This is a genomic window from Trinickia fusca, assembly GCF_003628145.1.
Lineage (GTDB): Bacteria > Pseudomonadota > Gammaproteobacteria > Burkholderiales > Burkholderiaceae > Trinickia > Trinickia fusca.
Window position 1 is genome coordinate 443,746 of sequence record NZ_RBZV01000004.1, and the last position, 19,260, is coordinate 463,005.

Annotated in this window: 21 protein-coding genes; all 21 read left to right on the forward strand. The window is 66.4% G+C overall.

What is annotated here, in order from left to right; genetic code table 11:
- Positions 1-16 precede the first annotated feature (16 nt).
- Positions 17-976, forward strand: coding sequence for a hypothetical protein (locus D7S89_RS13920; RefSeq protein WP_121278254.1), 960 nt, complete (start codon positions 17-19; stop codon positions 974-976).
- 297 nt (positions 977-1,273) lie between these two features.
- Positions 1,274-1,513: a flagellar biosynthetic protein FliQ gene (locus tag D7S89_RS13925; RefSeq protein ID WP_245982894.1), complete on the forward strand. Its 240-nt coding sequence runs from the start codon at positions 1,274-1,276 to the stop codon at positions 1,511-1,513.
- 16 nt (positions 1,514-1,529) lie between these two features.
- Entirely contained in the window at positions 1,530-2,378 is an 849-nt protein-coding gene (gene fliR, locus D7S89_RS13930; RefSeq protein ID WP_121278255.1) for a flagellar biosynthetic protein FliR, read from the forward strand.
- Positions 2,378-3,487 carry an EscU/YscU/HrcU family type III secretion system export apparatus switch protein gene (locus tag D7S89_RS13935; RefSeq protein ID WP_121278256.1) on the forward strand — a complete coding sequence of 370 codons (1,110 nt, stop codon included), beginning with the start codon at positions 2,378-2,380 and terminating at the stop codon, positions 3,485-3,487. The genes fliR and D7S89_RS13935 overlap by 1 nt, the downstream gene beginning before the upstream one ends.
- Complete coding sequence (locus D7S89_RS13940; protein ID WP_121278257.1) at positions 3,484-5,565, forward strand: flagellar biosynthesis protein FlhA; 2,082 nt, start codon at positions 3,484-3,486, stop codon at positions 5,563-5,565. Before D7S89_RS13935 ends, D7S89_RS13940 begins: the two co-directional genes overlap by 4 nt.
- 66 nt (positions 5,566-5,631) lie before the next feature.
- Positions 5,632-6,435 (forward strand): flagellar hook-basal body protein, encoded by an 804-nt coding sequence (locus tag D7S89_RS13945; RefSeq protein ID WP_121278258.1) that lies wholly within the window; start codon positions 5,632-5,634, stop codon positions 6,433-6,435.
- A 92-nt stretch (positions 6,436-6,527) separates the two neighbouring features.
- Positions 6,528-7,331: a flagellar basal-body rod protein FlgG gene (gene flgG / locus D7S89_RS13950; RefSeq protein ID WP_121278259.1), complete on the forward strand. Its 804-nt coding sequence runs from the start codon at positions 6,528-6,530 to the stop codon at positions 7,329-7,331.
- On the forward strand, positions 7,328-8,452 hold the full coding sequence (gene flgA, locus D7S89_RS13955; RefSeq protein WP_121278260.1) for a flagellar basal body P-ring formation chaperone FlgA: 1,125 nt from the start codon (positions 7,328-7,330) through the stop codon (positions 8,450-8,452). The genes flgG and flgA overlap by 4 nt, the downstream gene beginning before the upstream one ends.
- Before the next feature lie 8 nt (positions 8,453-8,460).
- Positions 8,461-9,042 (forward strand): flagellar basal body L-ring protein FlgH, encoded by a 582-nt coding sequence (locus D7S89_RS13960; RefSeq protein WP_121278344.1) that lies wholly within the window; start codon positions 8,461-8,463, stop codon positions 9,040-9,042.
- Positions 9,042-10,241: a flagellar basal body P-ring protein FlgI gene (locus tag D7S89_RS13965; protein ID WP_245982896.1), complete on the forward strand. Its 1,200-nt coding sequence runs from the start codon at positions 9,042-9,044 to the stop codon at positions 10,239-10,241. The genes D7S89_RS13960 and D7S89_RS13965 overlap by 1 nt, the downstream gene beginning before the upstream one ends.
- A 29-nt stretch (positions 10,242-10,270) precedes the next feature.
- Positions 10,271-10,657 (forward strand): flagellar basal body rod protein FlgB, encoded by a 387-nt coding sequence (flgB, locus tag D7S89_RS13970; protein ID WP_121278261.1) that lies wholly within the window; start codon positions 10,271-10,273, stop codon positions 10,655-10,657.
- A gap of 56 nt (positions 10,658-10,713) precedes the next feature.
- Positions 10,714-11,172 (forward strand): flagellar basal body rod protein FlgC, encoded by a 459-nt coding sequence (gene flgC, locus D7S89_RS13975; RefSeq protein ID WP_121278262.1) that lies wholly within the window; start codon positions 10,714-10,716, stop codon positions 11,170-11,172.
- Positions 11,169-11,528, forward strand: coding sequence for a flagellar hook-basal body complex protein FliE (fliE, locus tag D7S89_RS13980; RefSeq protein ID WP_121278263.1), 360 nt, complete (start codon positions 11,169-11,171; stop codon positions 11,526-11,528). Before flgC ends, fliE begins: the two co-directional genes overlap by 4 nt.
- Positions 11,529-11,622: 94 nt before the next feature.
- Positions 11,623-13,149, forward strand: coding sequence for a flagellar basal-body MS-ring/collar protein FliF (fliF, locus tag D7S89_RS13985; RefSeq protein WP_121278264.1), 1,527 nt, complete (start codon positions 11,623-11,625; stop codon positions 13,147-13,149).
- A complete protein-coding gene (locus tag D7S89_RS13990) occupies positions 13,146-13,805 on the forward strand; it encodes a hypothetical protein (protein ID WP_121278265.1) in 660 nt (219 codons plus the stop codon). Before fliF ends, D7S89_RS13990 begins: the two co-directional genes overlap by 4 nt.
- Positions 13,806-13,808: 3 nt before the next feature.
- Positions 13,809-14,792, forward strand: coding sequence for a FliH/SctL family protein (locus D7S89_RS13995; RefSeq protein ID WP_121278266.1), 984 nt, complete (start codon positions 13,809-13,811; stop codon positions 14,790-14,792).
- Positions 14,789-16,273, forward strand: coding sequence for a FliI/YscN family ATPase (locus D7S89_RS14000; protein WP_121278267.1), 1,485 nt, complete (start codon positions 14,789-14,791; stop codon positions 16,271-16,273). Before D7S89_RS13995 ends, D7S89_RS14000 begins: the two co-directional genes overlap by 4 nt.
- Complete coding sequence (locus D7S89_RS14005; RefSeq protein WP_121278268.1) at positions 16,270-16,773, forward strand: hypothetical protein; 504 nt, start codon at positions 16,270-16,272, stop codon at positions 16,771-16,773. Before D7S89_RS14000 ends, D7S89_RS14005 begins: the two co-directional genes overlap by 4 nt.
- Positions 16,770-17,660: a hypothetical protein gene (locus D7S89_RS14010; protein WP_121278269.1), complete on the forward strand. Its 891-nt coding sequence runs from the start codon at positions 16,770-16,772 to the stop codon at positions 17,658-17,660. The genes D7S89_RS14005 and D7S89_RS14010 overlap by 4 nt, the downstream gene beginning before the upstream one ends.
- Positions 17,657-18,055 (forward strand): flagellar hook capping FlgD N-terminal domain-containing protein, encoded by a 399-nt coding sequence (locus D7S89_RS14015; protein WP_121278270.1) that lies wholly within the window; start codon positions 17,657-17,659, stop codon positions 18,053-18,055. Before D7S89_RS14010 ends, D7S89_RS14015 begins: the two co-directional genes overlap by 4 nt.
- A 29-nt stretch (positions 18,056-18,084) precedes the next feature.
- Entirely contained in the window at positions 18,085-19,260 is a 1,176-nt protein-coding gene (locus tag D7S89_RS14020; protein WP_121278271.1) for a flagellar hook-basal body complex protein, read from the forward strand.

Consider the following 19,260-nt stretch of genomic DNA (forward strand, 5'->3'; position numbering starts at 1 on the left):
CCTCCAGAGCGATTCGATGTTCTACTTCTTTCAGCCGCTCAACCACATTCGCCGGGTCCGCGAGTGGGCGCGCCGGCACGATGCGAGCGTCTCGCTCGACATCGAGACGTTTCGCCTCCGGGTGACACGCGGCCAGCAAACGGCGCAGTTTTTCCCGCGCTTTGCCGTGGACACCGGCGCGGGGCTCGCTTATTCGGGCTACTTCGGTGAGCGCGGGCCGTTCATCGGATGGCTGCCGTACGAATTGAAGCGTTGGCCGATCGCCTCCGACAAGCTCGTATTCAAGCAGTACTGCAAGCAAACCGGCTTGCCGATTCCCGCGTATTGGCAGCAAGGCGCGCCGCAAAGCGAGCACTTCATCGTGAAGGGGCAGCGCGGTTCGTTCGGTCAGGGCATCCGCGGTCCTTTTCGCGCCGACCACGCGCATGCTTTGGGTGTCGTGCTGAACGACGGAGAATACTTCGAGCAGTTCATCAAGGGCGAATGCGTGAAGGTGTGGTGCTGGAATGGGCGCCCGACCGCGATGGAGCGTTTGTCCGCACCGTTCGCCGTCGGCGACGGCCGGCGGACGCTGCGTGAGATCGTCGGCACGGTACGCGGCAGCTTCGATACGGTCTACGATCTCGACGTGAGCCGCGACATCCTTGCCTGGCAAGGCTTTGATCCCGATAGCGTGGTGGCCGAAGGGCAGCAGGTGCGGCTCGATTTCCGCTATGCGACGCCATTCGATCCAACGGTGATCAACAATCGCGACGTGTTGTCACAGCAATCCGACATCATGCGCGCCCAACTGCAGCAAATCGGTAATTCGCTGGCGCAGGCGATTCCCGACGAATTGCGTTCGCACACGGTGTTTACGGTCGATGCCGTCGTCGACGCACACGATCAATTATGGCTGCTGGAAATGAACAGCCATCCGATGGTGCATCCCGCCAATTACGCTCCCATCCTCGACGATTTGTTCGGAATTGCATAACGGTGGGTGGGAATTGTTCATTTTCCCCTGCCGTTTAATTCAAATGACGCACTTGCTTCAATTAAAAGATTGCACGCTGCGCAATAAAAAACAAAACGCGACAAAAATATAAAGTTCTCTACTTGTCTCGTTCCTACTGTATCTCGTAATATGCGGTAACATGCGTTTCAATCATTTTTGAGGTTGCTGACATCGGCAATTGTGCTGTGGCCGGGATGTCGTAATTGGTTGAAGTAAAACGAGAATTCACGTGGTTCGGGGGTGGTGCTCATGCATCTGGATTTGGCGCTTCATATGATGAGCAACCTGTTTTGGACGGGTTTTATCGTTTGCGCTCCGCTGCTGGGCCTCACCATGCTGGTCGGTCTTGTGATCAGCATCATTCAAGTCGTGACGCAAATTCAGGAGATGTCACTGACTTTCGTGCCCAAGCTGCTGACGGCCGGTATCGTGCTCGTGGTGCTCGGCTCGTGGATGCTGCGCCAGATCATGCAATTCTCGACCCAACTGTGGTCGAGCATTCCCTCGATGTTCTGACGGCGGGCGAGACGAGATGTTCGGTGCCGCCTGGTTGACGATGGCGTTTTTGCTCTCGCTGCGTCTCGGCGCGATGTTGGTCGTCGCGCCCATCATTTCCGCTTCGTTTGTGCCGACGACGATCCGCATCATGCTGATCGTCGCGTTGTGCGCGGCGCTTGCCATGGGCTTGGAGCCCGATGGCCTCGTCGATTCGATTGCGGCCGGGCCGACTTCGCATTGGGGGCTGCTGATCGAGTCGGCGGTCGCCGAGGTCGGACTCGGCGTCACGCTGGGCCTCGGGATCGCGCTCGCGTTCGCCGCATTCTCCGTGGCCGGCCATTTGCTCGACGTGCAAATCGGCTTCGGCATCGGCCAGGTCTTCGATCCGGTTGCGAATACGCAATCGCCGCTGCTGACCTCGGCATTCAATCAACTCGCGCTGATCGGCTTCTTTCTGGTCGACGGCCATCATGCGCTGATGCGCGGCCTCGTCTACAGCCTGAACCGCTTCCCGCTCGGTCATCCGTGGGCGCTCGAAGATGCCTGGCTGCCGTTCGTGAAGCAGGTAGCGGGCCTGTTCAGTCTCGGCTTCGCGCTGGCCGCGCCCGTCGCGTTCTGCCTGCTGCTCGTCGATCTCGCGCTCGGCGTCGTGGCGCGCAATCTGCCGCAGATGAACATGCTCGCGCTCGGGATCCCGGTGAAGATCGTCGTGGGTGTCGTCGCGCTGTCGCTGTGGTACGTCGGAATGGGCGATGTGATGGGCCGCACCTACGGTTCGATCTTTCGCACCTGGGACGAGATGTTCGAGCTGTCGTCGGTCAATGCGCCGGCTGCCGTCCAGTTCGCTGCCTCGTCGGCCGATGCTTTGCTGCGGGGTGCGTGATGGCCGAACAGGATCTCGACCGCAACGAAGCGGCCACCCCCTACAAGCTGCAACGCGCCCGTGAGCGCGGCCAGGTCGCCAAGAGCCCGGAGGTGGTCTCGGCTGTCGTGTTCGCGTTTGCGATGGCTTATCTCGCGTGGCAGGGCTGGGCCGTCTGGCGCACTCAGTTTCGTTTCGATCTTGCGCTGATGAGCGTCGCAGGGCGGCTCGATGCGAGCCCCGCTGCGCTGATCGCGCTGCTTGGGCACACGGTACAAACGACGTTCGTGCAAGCGGTGCCGTTCCTGATCACGATCGTGGTGGCGGCCGTGATCGGCAATGTCATGCAGAACGGCGTCGTGCTGTCGGCTCATCCGATCAAGCCCGATTGGACGCGCATCAATCCCGTGACCGGCTTCAAGCGGCTCTTCACGCTGCGGACGCTGTTTCAAGGCGTGCGCACTTGCCTGAAGCTCGTGCTGCTGACGCTGGCCGCGTACTTCACGCTCAAGCATCTCGTACCGCAGTTCTACTACCTCGCCAGCCTGTCGCCGCTCGGCCTCGTGCGTACGATGCTCGATGATTTCGCTTCACTTGGTCTTCGCATTGCCGCGATGCTCGGCCTGATCGCGCTGCTCGATTCGCTCTACACGCGCCGCGAATTCGCCAAGCGCATGCGCATGAGCAAGCGCGAGCTCAAGGACGAATTCAAGCAGCGTGAAGGCGATCCGCGCATCCGCTCGCGACTGCGCGAACTGCGGCGCGAGATGCTCAAGCGCAGTCAATCGGTACGCAACACGAGCCAGGCCGACGTGCTGATCACCAACCCGACGCACGTGGCCGTGGCGCTGCGTTACGTCCATGGCGAAATGACGTCGCCGCAGCTCGTCGCGAAAGGGGGCGGCGTGCTCGCGGCCGCGATGCGCGGCATCGCGCAGCGCCATCAGATTCCGATCGTTCAGAATCCGCCGCTCGCGCGCCTGCTCTATCGCGAGCTCGATATCGATCAGCACGTGCCGCCCGCCCACTATGCGCAGGTGGCGCGCATCATCGTCTGGGTGTTTGCGATGCGCGATGCGCGCAAGGCGGCATACCGTTCTACCACTGCCGCCGAGGGAGCCGCCGCATGAAATCGCTGACGAACGTGTTCGGGCGGCACAGCGACGTCGCCCTCGTCATGCTGGTGCTGGGCGTGCTCGGCGTGTTGTTCGCGCCGATCCCCGCAGGTCTGCTCGATCTGCTGATCCTCACGAACTTCAGCTTTGCGTTCCTCGTGCTGCTGCTGACGTTCTACATGGCGCGGCCCGTCGAGTTCTCGACGTTCCCGTCGCTGCTCCTGATCACGACCCTGTTCCGGCTGTCGCTGAACGTGGCCGCGACGCGCCTCATTTTGTCGGACGGCAATGCCGGTAGGGTCATCGGCGCAATCGGCTCGTTCGTCGTCGGCGGCAATTACGTGATCGGGCTCATCGTGTTCCTGATCCTGATCGTCGTGCAGTACGTCGTCGTGACGAGCGGCGCGCAGCGCGTCTCCGAAGTGGCCGCGCGCTTTACGCTCGACAGCATGCCGGGCCAGCAGATGAGCATCGATGCCGACCTCAACATGGGCTTCATCGATCAGGCCGAAGCGCAGCGGCGCCGCAAGAACATCGAGAAGGAAGCGGCCTTCTACGGCGCGATGGACGGTGCGAGCAAGTTCGTAAAGGGCGATGCGATCGCCGGCATCGTCATCATGCTGATCAACATCATCGGCGGCCTCATCATCGGCGTGATGCAGCAAGGCATGCCGTGGGGCCAGGCGCTGCAGACGTTCACGCTGTTGACGATCGGCGATGGCATCGTCACGCAGGTGCCGGCGCTCGTGATCGCGGTCGGTACCGGGATCATCGTCACGCGTTCGGCATCGGATGCGAACCTGAGCACCGAAGTGCTGCGTCAGGTCACGTCGTTTCCGAAGACGTTGCTGCTCGTGGCCGCCGCGCTCGGCGGCTTGCTCGTGCTGCCCGGTATTCCTGCGGTGCCGACGCTCGTGCTCTTGGCGGTCGTGCTGTCCATTGCGGCGTTCGCGTACCGCGCGGCAAAACGCGCGCAGGCAAGCGGCGAAGACGGAAGCGCCGCGCAGGGCGAGGGCGCGCAAGCCGGCGCGACGGGCGCCGAGGACGACGATCCGTATGCGCTGCTCGTCGTCGAGCCGATCGAGGTGCATATCGGCAGCCGCTGGGCGCCGTTGATCACGCAGCCGGGCAGCCTCTTCATGGAGCGCATCGCCGTGTTCCGCAAGCAGCATGCGGCCGAGTTCGGCATGGTGCTGCCGCGCGTGCGCTTCAAGGACGCCGCCAAGCTCGGGCCCGATCGCTACGAGATCGTGCTCGACGGCGTGCTGCGTGCGAAAGGCGAGGCGCGTGTCGACCGCATCCTGGCGATCCATCCGTCGGGCGATACGGCTTCGATTCGCGGCGAGCCCACGCGCGAGCCGACCTACGGTCTGCCGGCCGTGTGGATCGAGGAAAGCGAACGCGAGACCGCCAACACGGCGAAGTTCACGCTCGTCGATGCGCCGACCGTCTTCATGACGCACCTGACCGAAGTGCTGCGCCGCGAATCGGCGACGCTGCTCACGCGCGCGGAGACCGACAAGCTGCTCGCTCGCATCCGTCAGGCCCAGCCGGGACTCGTGGAGGAGCTGGTTCCGACGATCTTGTCCGTCAGCGACGTGCAGAAAGTGCTGCAGGGGCTGCTGGCCGAGAAGGTCTCGATCCGCAACATCGAAGCGATTCTCGAGACGCTCGTCGACGCGGGCCGCCAAAGCAAGGACACGCAGCATCTGACCGAGCTCGTGCGCCAGCGGCTCGGCGCCGCGATCTGCCAGGGGCTCATCGGCGAGGCCAGCGCATTGCAGGTCATGACGCTCGATCCGGCCATCGAAAGCCAATTCATGCAGAGCGTGCAGGCCGCGCGTGCTGCGGGTACCGCGATGCAGCCGTTCGTGCTCGAGCCCAAGCTCGTCGAGCAGTTCATCGGGCGGCTCGTGCAGCAGGCCGAACGCATGATGAAAAGCAACCTGCTGCCCGTGCTGCTGTGCGCGCCCGAACTGCGTCGGCACATCCGCGCGCTGTCCGAACGTGTGGTGCCGCATCTGCGCGTGCTGTCGATGGCCGAGGTGCCGCAAAGCATCGAGCTCAAGTCGTGGGGTGTCGTCTCGCTATGAACGTGATGCCGCCACTCGTTCCGTTTGTTTCGTTTGATTCGTTTGCCGTCAAGGCAGGGTGATTCGATGTCCGATTCCTACGCCGTCGCGCTCGCCAGCATGCACCAGGACATGGTGCGGCTCGATCGCGTCGCATCCAACCTCGCGAACGTCTCGACGCCGGGATACAAGCGCGAAGTCGTGGCCGTCCAGCCGTTCGTCGACGTGATGGAAGGCATTGCCGCCGACGCCGCCGCACGCTCGGCCGAGATGACGAGCGGCGTGGTGGCCGAAACCGCTGCCGAGTCCGGCCTCGTGCAGGTGCGCAACGACATGCGCGCGGGCACGCTGAAGTCGACCGGCCAACCGCTCGACGTCGCGCTCGAGAGCGAAGGGTTCTTCGAGGTGGCGACGCCGAACGGCACGGCCTACACGCGCCAGGGCGATTTCCGCCTCGATGCGCAAGGCCGGCTCGTGACGGCGCAAGGCTATCCCGTGATGGGCAAGGGCGGTGAGATCCGCCTCAGCACGTCGACGCCGCACATCGACTCGCTCGGCGCGATCACCGAGCCCGATGCGACGTTCGTCGGGCCGTCGTCGTCGGCGCCTGGCGTGTCGGTCGCGCAACTGAAGATCGTCAAGTTCGAGCACCCGGAGCAACTGCCGCGTCTCGGAGAAGGCTTGATGGGCGAGGGGCCGGGTCTGACCATCGTCGGCGACGACAACGTACGCATCCGCCAGGGTGCGCTCGAGAACGCGAACGTGAGCTCGATGCAGGAAATGGTGCAGCTGATGCAGACGATGCGTCACTTCGAATCGATGCAAAAGATCGCGCAGGGCTATGACGAGATGCTCGGCACGGCGCTGCAAAAGCTGGGCGAAGTGTCGTGATCGGCATTCGTCCCTAAGGCCGAACCGCAAGATCGGCAAGATCCGCGACTGAAGACTGAAGTCACGCGCCATGCGCGAGAGGAATCATCACCATGTTTGACGCACTGTCCATCGGCGCCACTGGCATGCAGGCGCAGCAAATGAACGTCGATACGATCGCCAACAATCTGGCCAACGTGAACACGCCCGCGTTCAAGAAGGGGCGCGTGAGCTTCACCGACTTGATGGCAAGCGAAGCGCGCAATGTGCTCGGCGACCAGGCGCCCGACGCAGCGAGCGTCGCCGGCCCGCTCGGTGCCGTTCCGCATTTGGGCGGGGGTGTCGGTATTGCGAGCGTCGGCAAGGTGTTCGAGACCGGCGATCTGCGCCAGACGGGCTCGCCGTTCGACGTGGCGATTCAGGGTGACGGCTTCCTCGAAGTGACGATGCCCGATGGCTCGCGCGCCTTCACACGGGGCGGCACGCTGAAGGTCAACTCGGACGGCCTGCTCACGACGCAGTCGGGCCAGGTGCTCAAGCCCGGCATCACGGTGCCCTCGAACGCCACGAACATCACGATCACGAGTGATGGTCACGTGAGCCTCACGGTGCCGAACCAGGCGACGCCCGTCGATGCGGGCCAGCTCGAGCTCGTGCGGTTCTCGAACCCACAATCGCTGACGGCGCTCGGCGACAACCTCTATCGCGCTAGCGACGACTCGGGCGAGCCGATCGCGGGCAAGCCTGGCCAGGAGGGTATCGGCACGCTCGCACAAGGCGTGCTCGAAGGCTCGAACGTGAAGATGGTCGACGAGATGGTCAACCTGATGGTCGCGCAACGGGCGTACGAGGCCAGCGTCAAGGTCGTGCAGGCATCGGACGAGATGCTCGGCATGGTCAACAACCTGCGCAAATGACCTCGCCCGCAGGCAGCCTGGTCTCGACGATGCGATCGATCCGCGTGACTCGTGTGACCCGTGCGTTCGCAGCCGTGCTGGCCGTGGCCGCTGCCGCGTTGCCGTGCGGCGGTGCGGCGATGGCGATGACGGTGCCGGCAGAAACGTCGATAACGGTGACGCCGATCGCCGATACGGCCGCGTCGACCCGCATCGCGATCGCGCTGACCGGCGAGGCCCAGGTGCGCCGTGCGCAAGTGACGCTGGGCGATATCGCGCACGTCGAAGCCGGCGATGCGGCGACGCGCGCGAGTCTCGAGGCGCTGCCGCTGGGCTCCGCGCCGCTCGCAGGGGAGACGGCCGAACTCACGCGCGCGACGCTTGCGCGCTGGATCGCACTGCGGCTCGGCATCGCACCGGCCGACATCGTCTGGCGCGGCGCGCAGGCGAGCCGCATCAGCGTCGCAGCGCGCACGGTGACCGGCGAGCTCGTCGCGCGTCAGGCAAGCGAAACGCTGCGTGCGTGGCTCGCGCGCGATGGGGCGCGCATCGACCTGAATGTGGCGCAGACGCCGCACGATCTGACCGTGCCCGTCGGCACGCTCGAGCTCAAGCCGCGTCGGTTGTCGGACACCGCGTCCGATGCCGCGCTGCTCGCGCGTCACATGTCGGTGTGGGTCGACGTATGGGTCGACGGCCGCTTCGTGCGCACGGTGCCCGTGAGCTTCGATGTCAGCGTGACGGCGCCGGCCTACGTCGCGACCGAACCGCTGAAAGCCGGGCAGACGCTGGACGGCTCCGCGGTCGAGGTCCGTGACGTTCAGTGGAGCGGCCGCAGTGCGCCGCCTATGCGCCCAAGCGACAACGACGAGGCGCATACGTCGATGGCCGCGTTGCGTCTGCGTCGGCCGCTCGAAACCGGCGACGTGCTGACGGCCCGCACGGTCGAAACTACGCCGCTCGTGGCGCGCGGCGACTGGGCGATGCTCAGCGAATCGCATGCGGGCGTGCGCCTCGAAAGCCGCGCGGAGGTGCTCGAGGACGGACGGCTCGGCGACCGTGTGCAAGTGCGGTTGCGCCACGCGAAGAGCGCGATCACGGCGCGTGTGACAGGAGCAGGAACGGTGGAGGTGCTGCCATGAGCGGCGGAATGAAACGAGTGCCGATGGCGGTGCTGTTGTGTGCGGTATTGGCTGCGGCGAATGCGGCGCACGCGGAGAGTCTTTACAACGAGAGCACGTATCGCGCGATCGGCGCCGATACGAAGGCGTATCGCGTCGGCGACGCGATCACGGTGCTCGTCTACGAGAACTCGAGCGCGACGAGCAGCACCGATACGACGACGCAACGCAACAACAACCTCAGTGCAAGCATCACGAGCTCGCTGATCGGCAAGCAGCCCGAGTTCGGCGTGACGACGGGCGGTGCCTTCGACGGCGGTGGTTCGACCAAGCGCAGCAGCAAGCTGCTGGCTTCGCTGACCGTGACCGTGCGCGAGGTGCTGCCCAACGGCGACTTGAAGCTCGCGGGCGAGCAAATGCTGACCGTCAACGACGAGCAGCACAAGGTGAATCTCGTAGGCCGCGTGCGGCCGCAGGACGTCTCGGCCGACAACGTCGTGCTGTCGACGCGTCTTGCCGATGCTCATATCGACTACGTGGGCGACGGCGATCTGACCGAGCGGCAGCGGCGCGGCTGGTGGCGCAAGGTCATCGACTGGCTGGGGTTTTGATGGACTGGATCAAGCAAAACAAGGGTCGCGCGTCGCGCATGGCCGAACGCATGGGGCGCGTGAGGGGGCGTGGTGCGGTGTTCGTCTCGTTGACGGCGCTGCTCGCGTGCGCGCTGGCGGTGGCGGCCGGTGTCGGGCATGCGGCCGAGGTCATCCGCGTGAAGGATCTCGGCAAGCTGCAGGGTTGGCGCGACAACAGCCTGACGGGCTACGGCATCGTCACGGGCCTGGCCGGCACCGGGGATTCGCCGACCAACCGCGTGACGCGTCAGGCGCTGTCGAACGCGTTCTCGCAATTCAATCTGACGGTCACGCCCGACGAAGTGCAGAGCCGCAACGTCGCCGTCGTGATGGTGACGGCTGAGCTGCCGCCGTTTGCGCGCGAGGGCGACACGCTCGACGTGGCCGTCACGTCGGCTGGCGATGCGCGCAGCCTGCTCGGCGGGAGCTTGCTGCTGACGCCGCTGAAGGCCGCGAACGGCCGCGTCTATGCGCTCGCGCAAGGTGCGATGTCGGTCGGCGGCTACCGCTACGACGCCAACGGCAACGTCGTGCAAAAGAACCACCCGACCGTCGGCACGATTCCGGCCGGCGCGACGGTCGAAGTCGGCGTGGGCGCGCAGATCCTGCACGCCGATCAAAAAATCACGTTCGTGCTCGCGGACCCGGATTACACGACGGCGAGCCGCATCGCCTCGGCGATCAACGCGCAACTCGGCTCGGGGCTGGCGCAAGCGCGCGACGCCGAGGGCATCGACATCGCCGTGCCCGATGACCGGCGCAGTCAGCTCGTCAAGTTCATCGCGAGCATCGAGAGCGTGAAGGTCGAGCCCGATCGGCGCGCGCGCGTCGTCATCAACGAGCGCACGGGCACCGTGGTGTCCGGTGGCGACGTGCCGATCTCGAAGGTCGCGATCTCGCAGGGCGACTTGAAGATTTCGGTGGCGACCGAGAACACGGCTTCGCAGCCGATCGACGTATGGCGGCCAGGCCCCGGCGTGCGCACGGCGATCGTCACGAACACGCGCATCGACGTGACCGAGCCTGCGGGCGCGAGCTACGTCGCGCCGCGCGATACGACAGTGGCCGATCTCGTGCAGACGCTCGCGCGCCTGCACATCGACACGCGCGACATGATCGCGATCCTGCAGGCCGTGAAGGCGGCCGGCGCACTGCACGCGGATCTGGTGATCCAGTAACGCCCGTAGAACGAGAAGGAGAAACGAGGATGACCGAGGGAATCGAGGCCGTCACGACGGCCGCTCTGAGCCTGGCGCTCGATGCGGCGAGCCTGCGGCAGCAGGCGATCGCGGCCAACATCGCGAACGCGAAGACCGAGGGCTACGTGCCCGTGCAGGTGAGCTTCGAGGATCAGCTCGACGACGCGCGCCGCACGCTGCAAAGCGAAGGGCAGCTCGATGCGACTTCGCTCGCGGGCGTCACGCCGCGTCTGCAGGCCGTACCCGATGCGCGCTCCGGCGTCACCGGGCAGGTGCTGCTCGATGCCGAAGTCGCGCGCATGGCGCAGAACGCCGTGCAGTACCAGGCGCTCGTGAAAGGCCTCTCGAAGCACTACGCGATCCTCGAGCTCGCGGCGAGCGACGGCAACAAGTAAGCGGACGCGTTCGCTTCTTCATCGATTCGATTACAGACTTCAAGCGGAATCTGCGTATGGACTATTCACAGGCATTCGCAATCAGCGCGGCGGGCATGTCGACCGAGCGCATGCGCGTCGACGTGGCGGCGCTCAACCTCGCCAACGCCAACACGGCCCAGACGGCCGACGGCGTCAGCTACCGGCCGCTGCGCGTCATCGTGCGCTCGCTCACGGCCGGCACGTTCGCGCAGCGCGTCGACGACGGGCTCGCCGATGCATCGGGCGCGCAAGCGACGTCGCTGCCGTTGCCGCAGGCCGACGTCGAACCTGCCGACGTCAAGCCGCGCCTGTCGTACGAGCCCGGTCATCCGTTCGCGGACAAGAAGGGCTTCGTCTCTTATCCGGGCGTCGATACGGCCACCGAGATGGTCGGCTTGATGACGGCGATTCGCTCTTACGAGGCCAATGTCGCGGCGATGAACACGGCTCGCACGCTCGCGCTGCGCGCGCTCGACATCGGGAGCGCGTCATGAGCTGGGCCGCGATCGAAGCCGTCGCGCAGCTGGGCCAGGCGCAAGCCGGGGCCAGTGCGGGCGCACAAGCCTTGCAGCCGTTGCAGATGCCGTCGCTGCCGAACGCGGGCGATGCCCCGGCCGCGACCGCGGCAGGCGCGAGCTTCGGGCACATGGTCAGCACGGGGCTCGATGCCGTGAACGGCCAGCTGCTCGGCGCACAGACGGGCTTGCAGCAGCTCGCGACCGGCAGCGCGCCGAATCTTCATCAAGTGATGATCGATCTCGAAGAAGCGCGCTTGTCGTTTCAGTTGATGATGCAGGTGCGCAATCGCCTGCTCGAATCGTATCAAGACGTCATGAAAATGCAGGTGTAGCCGTGAATCGTTTCTTTGCTATGCGCACGACATGCGCAGCGCGCACGACGCGCACGATCGATCGTCATAAATCCTCGACGCAAGGGGGTGGCCTGTGATCCGGTCCTTCTGGGAGAGCCTCGGCCGCGGCGCACGCGTGGGCCTCGTGAGCGGCGTCATCGTGATTGCGGCGGCGACGACCGTCGGCGGCTACTGGCTCATGCGTACCGACTACCAGGTGCTGTTCGCCGACCTCGGCACGCAGGATGCGGCCGCGATGGTGGCCGAGCTCGACAAGCTCAAGGTCCCATACGTGCTCGCCGACAACGGCGCGTCGATCCTCGTCGACAAGGCTGCCGTCTACAAGACTCGCCTGAAGCTGATGGGCGGCGATCTGCCGCTGCACGGCGCGGTCGGCTTCGAGCTGTTCAACAACAGCGACTTCGGCATGACCGAGTTCGCGCAGAAGATCAACTATCAGCGTGCGCTGCAAGGCGAGCTCACGCGGACGATCCTCGCACTCGACGAGATCCGCGATGCGCGCGTGCTGCTCGCGCTGCCGGAGCAGGGCTTGTTCAAGCAGGCGAGCGGCAAGGCCAAGGCGTCGATCACGCTGACGATGCGTTCGGGCGCGACGCTCACGAACGATCAGGTGACGGGCATTCAGCGCCTCGTGTCGGCCTCCGTGCCCGGCATCGATGCGCAGAACGTGACGATCGTCGATCAGACGGGTATCGCGCTGACGCGGCCGACGGGCACCGACGCCGAGTTCGATAGCGGCGCGAGCCGGCTCGATCTGAAGAAGGACACCGAGACGTATCTGTCGCGCAAGGTCGGGCTCGTGCTCGATCGCGCGCTCGGTCCGGGCCAGGGGCTCGCGAGTGTCGACGTCTCGCTGAACATGGATCGCATTCAGGCCACGACCGAAGACGTCGTGCCGGCCGCGGGACGGCCTGGTGCCGCGCAGGCCGGCGTCATGGTGCACGAGCGCGAGTCGCAGCACGACACCGGCGCGCCGCTCGACACCAAGACCGTGGCTGCCTATAACGGCGCGGCGCAAGGCGGGAGCAGCCAGCGTGAAGTCGATTACGCCGTGGGCCGGCGTGTCGAGCAGGTCGTCAGCCAGCCCGGGTCGATCCGGCGCATTCAGGTGGCAGTCGTCGTGCGCCGCGCGCTCGATTCCAATCAACAGGACCAGATTCGACGCATGGTGGCGGCGAGCGTCGGCGCGTCGGCCGATCGCGGCGACACCGTCGTCGTGCAGACGCTCGATGCGCTCAATGCACCGGCCGCTGCTTATGGTGTAACGCCGCCGATGGTGGCGCCGGCCGCTTCCGAGGCCGCAAGCACGGCGGTTGCGGTGGTGCCCGAGCCGGCGTCGGCAGGGCTGAATCGCACGCCGGGCAGTACCAGGCTGACGCCGTGGTTCATCGGCTTCGCCCTTTGCGTGCTGGCCGCACTCGCGAGCTTTCTCGTACGTCGTCGGCCGTCGGTCGGCGATGCGCGCGCCGCTCGCCCGGGCAGTGACGCAAGCGCGGCTTCGCGCGCGTTGACCGACGACGAACGGCGCGCCGCGCTCGCACAGGTCGAAGCCTGGTTGCGCGGCGAGCACGTTGCGTCTTCGACGCGGGAGCTGTCATGAGCACGCCGCACGCGCCCCGCCTCGGCACGGCCGATCCGGTGCCGCCTGCGCAGCGTAAGGCGGCGCTGCTGCTGCTTGCGTTGCAGCCAGCCGATCGTGCGTGGCTGCTCGAGCAACTGCCGGGTGCCGAGCGTGCCTCGCTGCTGTCGTTGCTCGATGAGTTGAACGCGCTCGGCATTCCCGCCGATCGCTCGCTCGTGAACGCCGTGTTGGCGTTGCCGGCCGATGCGGCGCTGGCCGGTGCCATTGCGCCCGTGTCGTCGCCAACATCGCCGCAGTTGCGCGCGCTCGATCGTGCCGATCCTGCCCGGCTTGCCGCGGTGTTGCGGGATGAGCCGGCCGGACTGATCGCGCAGCTGGTGCGCGCGCGCGCCTGGCCGTGGCGCGATGCGCTGCTCGAGGCCCTGGGGCCCGTCAAACGTCGCCAGATCGACGACATGCTGAAAACGCAGCGCGACATGCCGGCCGCCCACACGGCACCGGCGCTGCAAGCCGCCTTGCTGACGACGCTCGTTGCGCGGCTCGCCGCTCGAGTCGATGTCGATGCCGAGCCTGCGGCACGCGCGTTTGCGTCGGCGGGTTCGAGTCTGTTCGAGCGGGTTGGGGCACACGCGCGGCGCGCGTTGCCGACGCCGCTGCGCTTTCCGAGGAGTTGACCGATGCAGCCGAGCACATCGAACGAAACGCTGTCGCAATCGCGCGCGCTTGATGCCGCTGGTGGCGCTAGCGCGTCGCTGTTGCGCGATGTCGCATTCGTGACACAGCCGCGGACGCTGACGCGGCCGGGCGCGTCACAGTCGACGATCGCCACGCAGGCGACGGCGACGGAACGCCCGCGCGAGGCCGCGGTTGCCACCACGACGCCATCGCCGAGCGAATCGATGCCGCTGGCTTCGGCTTCGGCATCGAACCCGGTCTTATCCGCCGACGATGAAGAAGCGTTGATGGTGGCCGGCTATCGCGACGGTTTTGCCGCGGGCCGCGAGGACGGGCTCGCCGCAGGGCGCCGCGAAGGTCATGAGCTCGGCGCGCAGCAGGGCTATCAGGACGGCATGCAACGTGGCATACAAGCGGCCCGCGAACAGGCGGCCAACGCATTACGGGAAGAACAGGAGGCGGCCCAGCGCGTCGTCGCGGAACGTCTGGCGATGCTCGACGGCCTGCTCGCGGCATTGCCCCAGCAGATCACCGAGCGGCTCGACGCCGCAGAGGACGACATGGTCGCGCTCTGTCATGCCGTCGTTTGCCGTGTGTTCGGTGACGCGCTCGTGAGCGGCCAAGGCATTGCGCATCTCGTGCGTCAGGCTGTGGTGACTTGTTGCGGCGATACGGCTGCAAGCGGGGGCGCCGGGGGCGCGGGGCTGGTGGCCGTGCACGTTCACCCACAAGAGCTCGCACGTTTGCAGAACGATCCGATGCTGGCGGCGTGGCTCGCCCCCCGTCTGGCAGCCTCGGGCAATGCCGACCCTGGCGCGCTGTGGGTGGCCGACGAAAGTGTCGGCCGTGGCGGCTGCGTCGTGCGTTCCTCCGAAGGCAGCCTCGATGCACGGCTTGCCACGCAGCTTGCTGCGCTGACCGATTGGTTCGCGGGCGGGCGCCGCGCGGCCGCAGTCGCACCGCATCCGACGGGGGCCCCGCGATGAGCCGCCTCGCCCGCTTGCGCAGCACGCTCGACGACGTCGAGCTCACGCGCCGCACGGGCGTCGTGCGCCGCATGCGTGGGCTCGCGATCGAGTCGCAAGGGCCGCGTGCGCGCGTCGGCGAGCTGTGCGCCGTGTTGCCGCCCGCAAGCGAGGCGGCGCAAGGAGCACAGGCTTCGCTCGGTGGCGGATCGGCTGCTTTTCGTCTGTTCGACTCGCACGCGCAAGCGGACGCGCATTCGCACGAAGGCCACAACGCTGGGTCGCACGCCGGCTCGGTACCGGTGCTTGCCGAAGTCGTCGGCGTGCAGCCGGGTCACGTCACGTTGATGCCGTACGGCACGATGCATGGCCTGGCCGCGGGCAGCACCGTGCTCGCGCTGGGGCGACGTTCGACGATCGGCGTCGGCGACGAACTGCTCGGGCGCGTCATCGATTGTTTCGGGCGTCCGCTCGACGGACGCGAGGCCCCCCTCACCACCGCGACACGACCGATCGAAGGCGTGCCGATGAACCCGCTGCATCGGCCGCGCATCACGCGCGTGCTCGAGACGGGCATCCGTGCGATCGACGGCCTGCTCACGCTCGGGCAAGGGCAGCGTGTGGGGATTTTCGCAGGCAGCGGTGTCGGCAAGAGCACGCTGCTCGGCATGATCGCGAAGCACGTGAAGGCCGACGTCAACGTGATCGCACTGATCGGCGAGCGCGGCCGCGAGGTACGCGAGTTCATCGACAAGCAGCTCGGCGAAGAGGGCTTGCGGCGCTCGGTGGTCGTCGTGGCGACGGCCGATCAGCCGGCGCTCGCACGTGCACGCGCCGCGCATGCCGCGCTGGCGATTGCCGAACACTTTCGCGACGAGGGCAAGCAGGTCTTGCTGACGATGGACTCGATCACACGCCTGGCGATGGCCCGCCGCGAGATCGGCCTCGCGGCGGGCGAGCCGCCGACCGCGCGCGGCTATACGCCTTCCGTGTTCGCCGAGCTGCCCCAGCTGTGCGAGCGTTGCGGCACCGCACGTTCGGGCGGCGCGATCACGGCGCTGCTGACGGTGCTCGTCGAAGGCGACGATTTCAATGAACCGGTCTCGGACGCTTTGCGCGCGATCCTCGATGGCCACATCGTGCTCACGCGGCGTCTCGCGCATGAGGGGCAGTATCCGGCCATCGACGTGCTCAAGAGCGCAAGCCGTCTGCTGCCCGATCTGACGCTGGACGCCGAGCGCAACACGATCAGGGAAGCCGTGCGCGTGCTCGCGATGATCGAGCGCAATCACCAGATGATCGAGCTCGGCGCTTATGAAGCGGGCACGAACCCCGAGCTCGACGCGGCGCTCGCGCGCAGGCCGGCACTGCAAACGTGGCTTGCTCAGACCGAAGGCGGTATGGCGCGCGGCGAAGCGCTGCGTCAGCTCGCTCAGGCGCTCGGTACGGCCGGTACGCCCAGCATGACGCAGGCCGCTCGCACGAAGGGGAGCGCCGCATGACGGTCGATCTGCGCGCCTTCGACTACGGACTCGAGCCGCTGCGGCGACAGCGCCAATGGCAGCTCGATGCGGTCCGTGCGCGTCTGGCGCGCGCGCAGCACGCGATTCGCGAAGCCGAGGCGGCCCTCGCCGCACAGCAGGACCATCATCGCGCGCAGTGCGATTTGCTGACACGTGCCTCGCTGCGCACGCTCGATCTGGCCACCCGCCGGCCGATGCTCGAATGGCTCGCGCAATCGCACGCAGCACTCGCGCAAGCCGAGGCCGACCTGACGACATTGCGCGACGACGCCCGGCGCATCGCGCTCGATTGCGCGGTTGCCGAACAGCGGCTCGAACTCATCGAGCGTCATCGCAGCGAGTGCCTGGCGCAGTTCGCGCAGGAAAGCCAAGCGCGGCAGGCCGCCGAAGCCGATCGCGATTGGCTCTCGCGCGAGGCGCAAGGTCATGCGTTCACACCCTCGCCGTCTCTGCCCGAGCGGCGGGAGGCCAGCCGATGAGCGCGCAGATCAACCTGGGGCTCGCGCAATGGGTGGCGCTCGGCGATCCGGTGCGGCGCACGGCAGCGGGCGAGTACACCGCCGCCAATGAGCGCAGCGTCGCCGAGCACGATCTCGTCTGGCGGCAAACGATGGAGCAAGCCGAGCTCGAGGGATGGTTCAAGCCGGCAGAGCCTGCCGCACGCGAGATGCCCACCGCGCCGGCCCAGCTTCCGATGCGGATGGCGCAGCAGTCGGCGTACACGAGCGCGGCCGGGACATCGATGCCTGCCGCAGGCGGCTGGCCCGCCAACCGTACGAGCGCGTCGCCGTTCGCCGATGCCGCGCAACGCTATGCGCTCGCCAGCGTGCCGGGCGTGCGGACTGCGACAGGCGCTGCGGTTCCGTCGAGTGCGATGCGCGAGTCTGTTGCGCCGTCGGTAAGCCAGCCCTCATCGGAGGAGCCGATGAGCATCGCATCCGCCCGCATGCCAATGCCTTCACTGGTGGCATTGCGTGAAAGTCTTGCCCACATCGCCGACATCGAATTGACGCAAGTCCCCGATGCGAGTGACCGCACGTCGAGCGCAGAGCATCTTGCGTCGACCCTGCCCCCGAGCATCGGCAGCGACGCCGAAGACCCACCCGCCGTGCGTCTGCACGCCGAATGGTCGGCCGACGGCGTACGCGTATGGCTCGGCGCCGATCGTGGAGAGCCGGTGCCGCTCGCCGCGCTCGTGAACGGCTTGCACAGCTGGCTGGCCGGACAGCGCACGCGACTGCTCAGCGTCGTCTGCAACGGTCGGCTCGTCTGGCCAGCGCCGGCCGCCGACGCGGCGCACAGGCGCGAGGCCGCTTCGTTCGACTCATCGATTCAACCTGACACTGACACCAAGGACGCTCCATGACTATCAGCACAGTGACCGGCCCGACCGGTGCGCCGGCAGCATCGGGACTGAACATGCAGGACTTCCTGAAGGTGCTGCTCACGCAGCTCACCTATCAGGATCCGCTCAAGCCGATGGACAACGAACAGTTCATGGCGCAGATCGCGCAGTTCACGACGTTGCAGCAGACGCAGCAGATGAACTCGAACATCGAGCAGCTGCTGACGAATCAGGCGTCGTTGCAGTCGGTGGGCCTGATCGGGCGCACCGTCGATCTGCAGACGGCGGCGGGTGCCGTGACGGGTACGGTGACGGCGCTGTCGTTCGCGAGCGGCTCGCCGCAATTGACGGTGAAGACGACGAGCGGCTCGACGTTGGCGAACGTCGGTCTGAGCCAAGTCACGACGGTGCACTGAGCGCATCGCCAATCTTCGAAGGAGTATCGATGCTCGATTCCATCTTCATCGCGATGAGCGGCCTGACCGGGTACGAGAAGGGCCTGCGCGTGATCTCGAACGACACGGCCAACCTGAACACGCCCGGCTATAAAGGCGCGAGTCTGCAGTTTGCCGACATGTTCTACTCGAGCGGCAACCTGGCCGGCGGCAGCGGGGGCCAATACGGCTATGGGCTGACCACGCTCGGCACGCGGCTCGATCTGAAGCAGGGCGACCTGCAGAACACGGGCAACGATCTCGACGCGGCCGTGGACGGGCAAGGCCTGTTCCTGCTGCGCGACGGCGCGGGCAACGTGCACGGCTCGCGCGCGGGCCAGTTCAAGTTCGACAACACGGGTACGCTGGTTTCGAGCGCAACGGGCGAGACGGTGCTCGGGCTCGACGGCAGCGGCAATCTCGTGCCGATTCAGCTGGGCGCGCTGAAGGTCAGCGCGGCGAAGGCCTCGACGCGCCTCACCTTCTCGGGCAACCTGTCGAGTACGACGACGACGCAAACCGTAAGCGGCCTCACGGTCATCGACAAGACCGGCAGCTCGCATTCGCTGTCGGCGCGTTTCGACGCGGTGAGCGGCTCGCCGGGCAACTGGACGGTGACCGTGCTCGACGGCGCCAACACCGTGGGCACGGGCAAGCTCGCCTTCATCAGCAGCCAGCCCGACCCGGCCAACAACAGCGTCACGATCAATTACACGCCGAGCGGCGGCCAAGCCATGCCGCTGACGCTCGACTTCTCGAGCAACGTCACGTCGTACGACTCGGGCAGCCAGTCGAGCCTCGCCGTGGCCTCGCAAGACGGTTACGGCGCCGGCGCGATGACGCGTGCGACGTTCGACCCGTCGGGCACACTGGCGCTGACCTATTCGAACGGTCAATCGGCCAAGGGCCAGAGCCTGGCGCTCGGCGCGTACACGTCGCAAGACGCGCTGCAACCCGTGAACGGCAACGAGTTCGCGATGGCACCCGGGCAGACCTGGCAGATAGGTGCGGCAGGCACGCAGGCCTTCGGCAAAGTGAAGGCAGGCATGATCGAAATCTCGAACGTCGATTTGTCGGCGGAGTTCAGCAACCTCGTGATCATGCAGCGCGGGTATCAGGCGTCGTCGCAAGTCGTATCGACCGCGAACGACATGCTGGCCCAGCTGTTCCAGATGCAAAGCAAATGA

Coding starts and splice junctions, on each gene's coding strand:
- D7S89_RS13920 (WP_121278254.1), top strand. CDS start 17: ATGTTCTACTTCTTTCAGCCGCTCAACCACATTCGCCGGGTCCGCGAG.
- D7S89_RS13925 (WP_245982894.1), top strand. CDS start 1,274: ATGAGCAACCTGTTTTGGACGGGTTTTATCGTTTGCGCTCCGCTGCTG.
- fliR (WP_121278255.1), top strand. CDS start 1,530: ATGTTCGGTGCCGCCTGGTTGACGATGGCGTTTTTGCTCTCGCTGCGT.
- D7S89_RS13935 (WP_121278256.1), top strand. CDS start 2,378: ATGGCCGAACAGGATCTCGACCGCAACGAAGCGGCCACCCCCTACAAG.
- D7S89_RS13940 (WP_121278257.1), top strand. CDS start 3,484: ATGAAATCGCTGACGAACGTGTTCGGGCGGCACAGCGACGTCGCCCTC.
- D7S89_RS13945 (WP_121278258.1), top strand. CDS start 5,632: ATGTCCGATTCCTACGCCGTCGCGCTCGCCAGCATGCACCAGGACATG.
- flgG (WP_121278259.1), top strand. CDS start 6,528: ATGTTTGACGCACTGTCCATCGGCGCCACTGGCATGCAGGCGCAGCAA.
- flgA (WP_121278260.1), top strand. CDS start 7,328: ATGACCTCGCCCGCAGGCAGCCTGGTCTCGACGATGCGATCGATCCGC.
- D7S89_RS13960 (WP_121278344.1), top strand. CDS start 8,461: ATGAAACGAGTGCCGATGGCGGTGCTGTTGTGTGCGGTATTGGCTGCG.
- D7S89_RS13965 (WP_245982896.1), top strand. CDS start 9,042: ATGGACTGGATCAAGCAAAACAAGGGTCGCGCGTCGCGCATGGCCGAA.
- flgB (WP_121278261.1), top strand. CDS start 10,271: ATGACCGAGGGAATCGAGGCCGTCACGACGGCCGCTCTGAGCCTGGCG.
- flgC (WP_121278262.1), top strand. CDS start 10,714: ATGGACTATTCACAGGCATTCGCAATCAGCGCGGCGGGCATGTCGACC.
- fliE (WP_121278263.1), top strand. CDS start 11,169: ATGAGCTGGGCCGCGATCGAAGCCGTCGCGCAGCTGGGCCAGGCGCAA.
- D7S89_RS13990 (WP_121278265.1), top strand. CDS start 13,146: ATGAGCACGCCGCACGCGCCCCGCCTCGGCACGGCCGATCCGGTGCCG.
- D7S89_RS13995 (WP_121278266.1), top strand. CDS start 13,809: ATGCAGCCGAGCACATCGAACGAAACGCTGTCGCAATCGCGCGCGCTT.
- D7S89_RS14000 (WP_121278267.1), top strand. CDS start 14,789: ATGAGCCGCCTCGCCCGCTTGCGCAGCACGCTCGACGACGTCGAGCTC.
- D7S89_RS14005 (WP_121278268.1), top strand. CDS start 16,270: ATGACGGTCGATCTGCGCGCCTTCGACTACGGACTCGAGCCGCTGCGG.
- D7S89_RS14010 (WP_121278269.1), top strand. CDS start 16,770: ATGAGCGCGCAGATCAACCTGGGGCTCGCGCAATGGGTGGCGCTCGGC.
- D7S89_RS14015 (WP_121278270.1), top strand. CDS start 17,657: ATGACTATCAGCACAGTGACCGGCCCGACCGGTGCGCCGGCAGCATCG.
- D7S89_RS14020 (WP_121278271.1), top strand. CDS start 18,085: ATGCTCGATTCCATCTTCATCGCGATGAGCGGCCTGACCGGGTACGAG.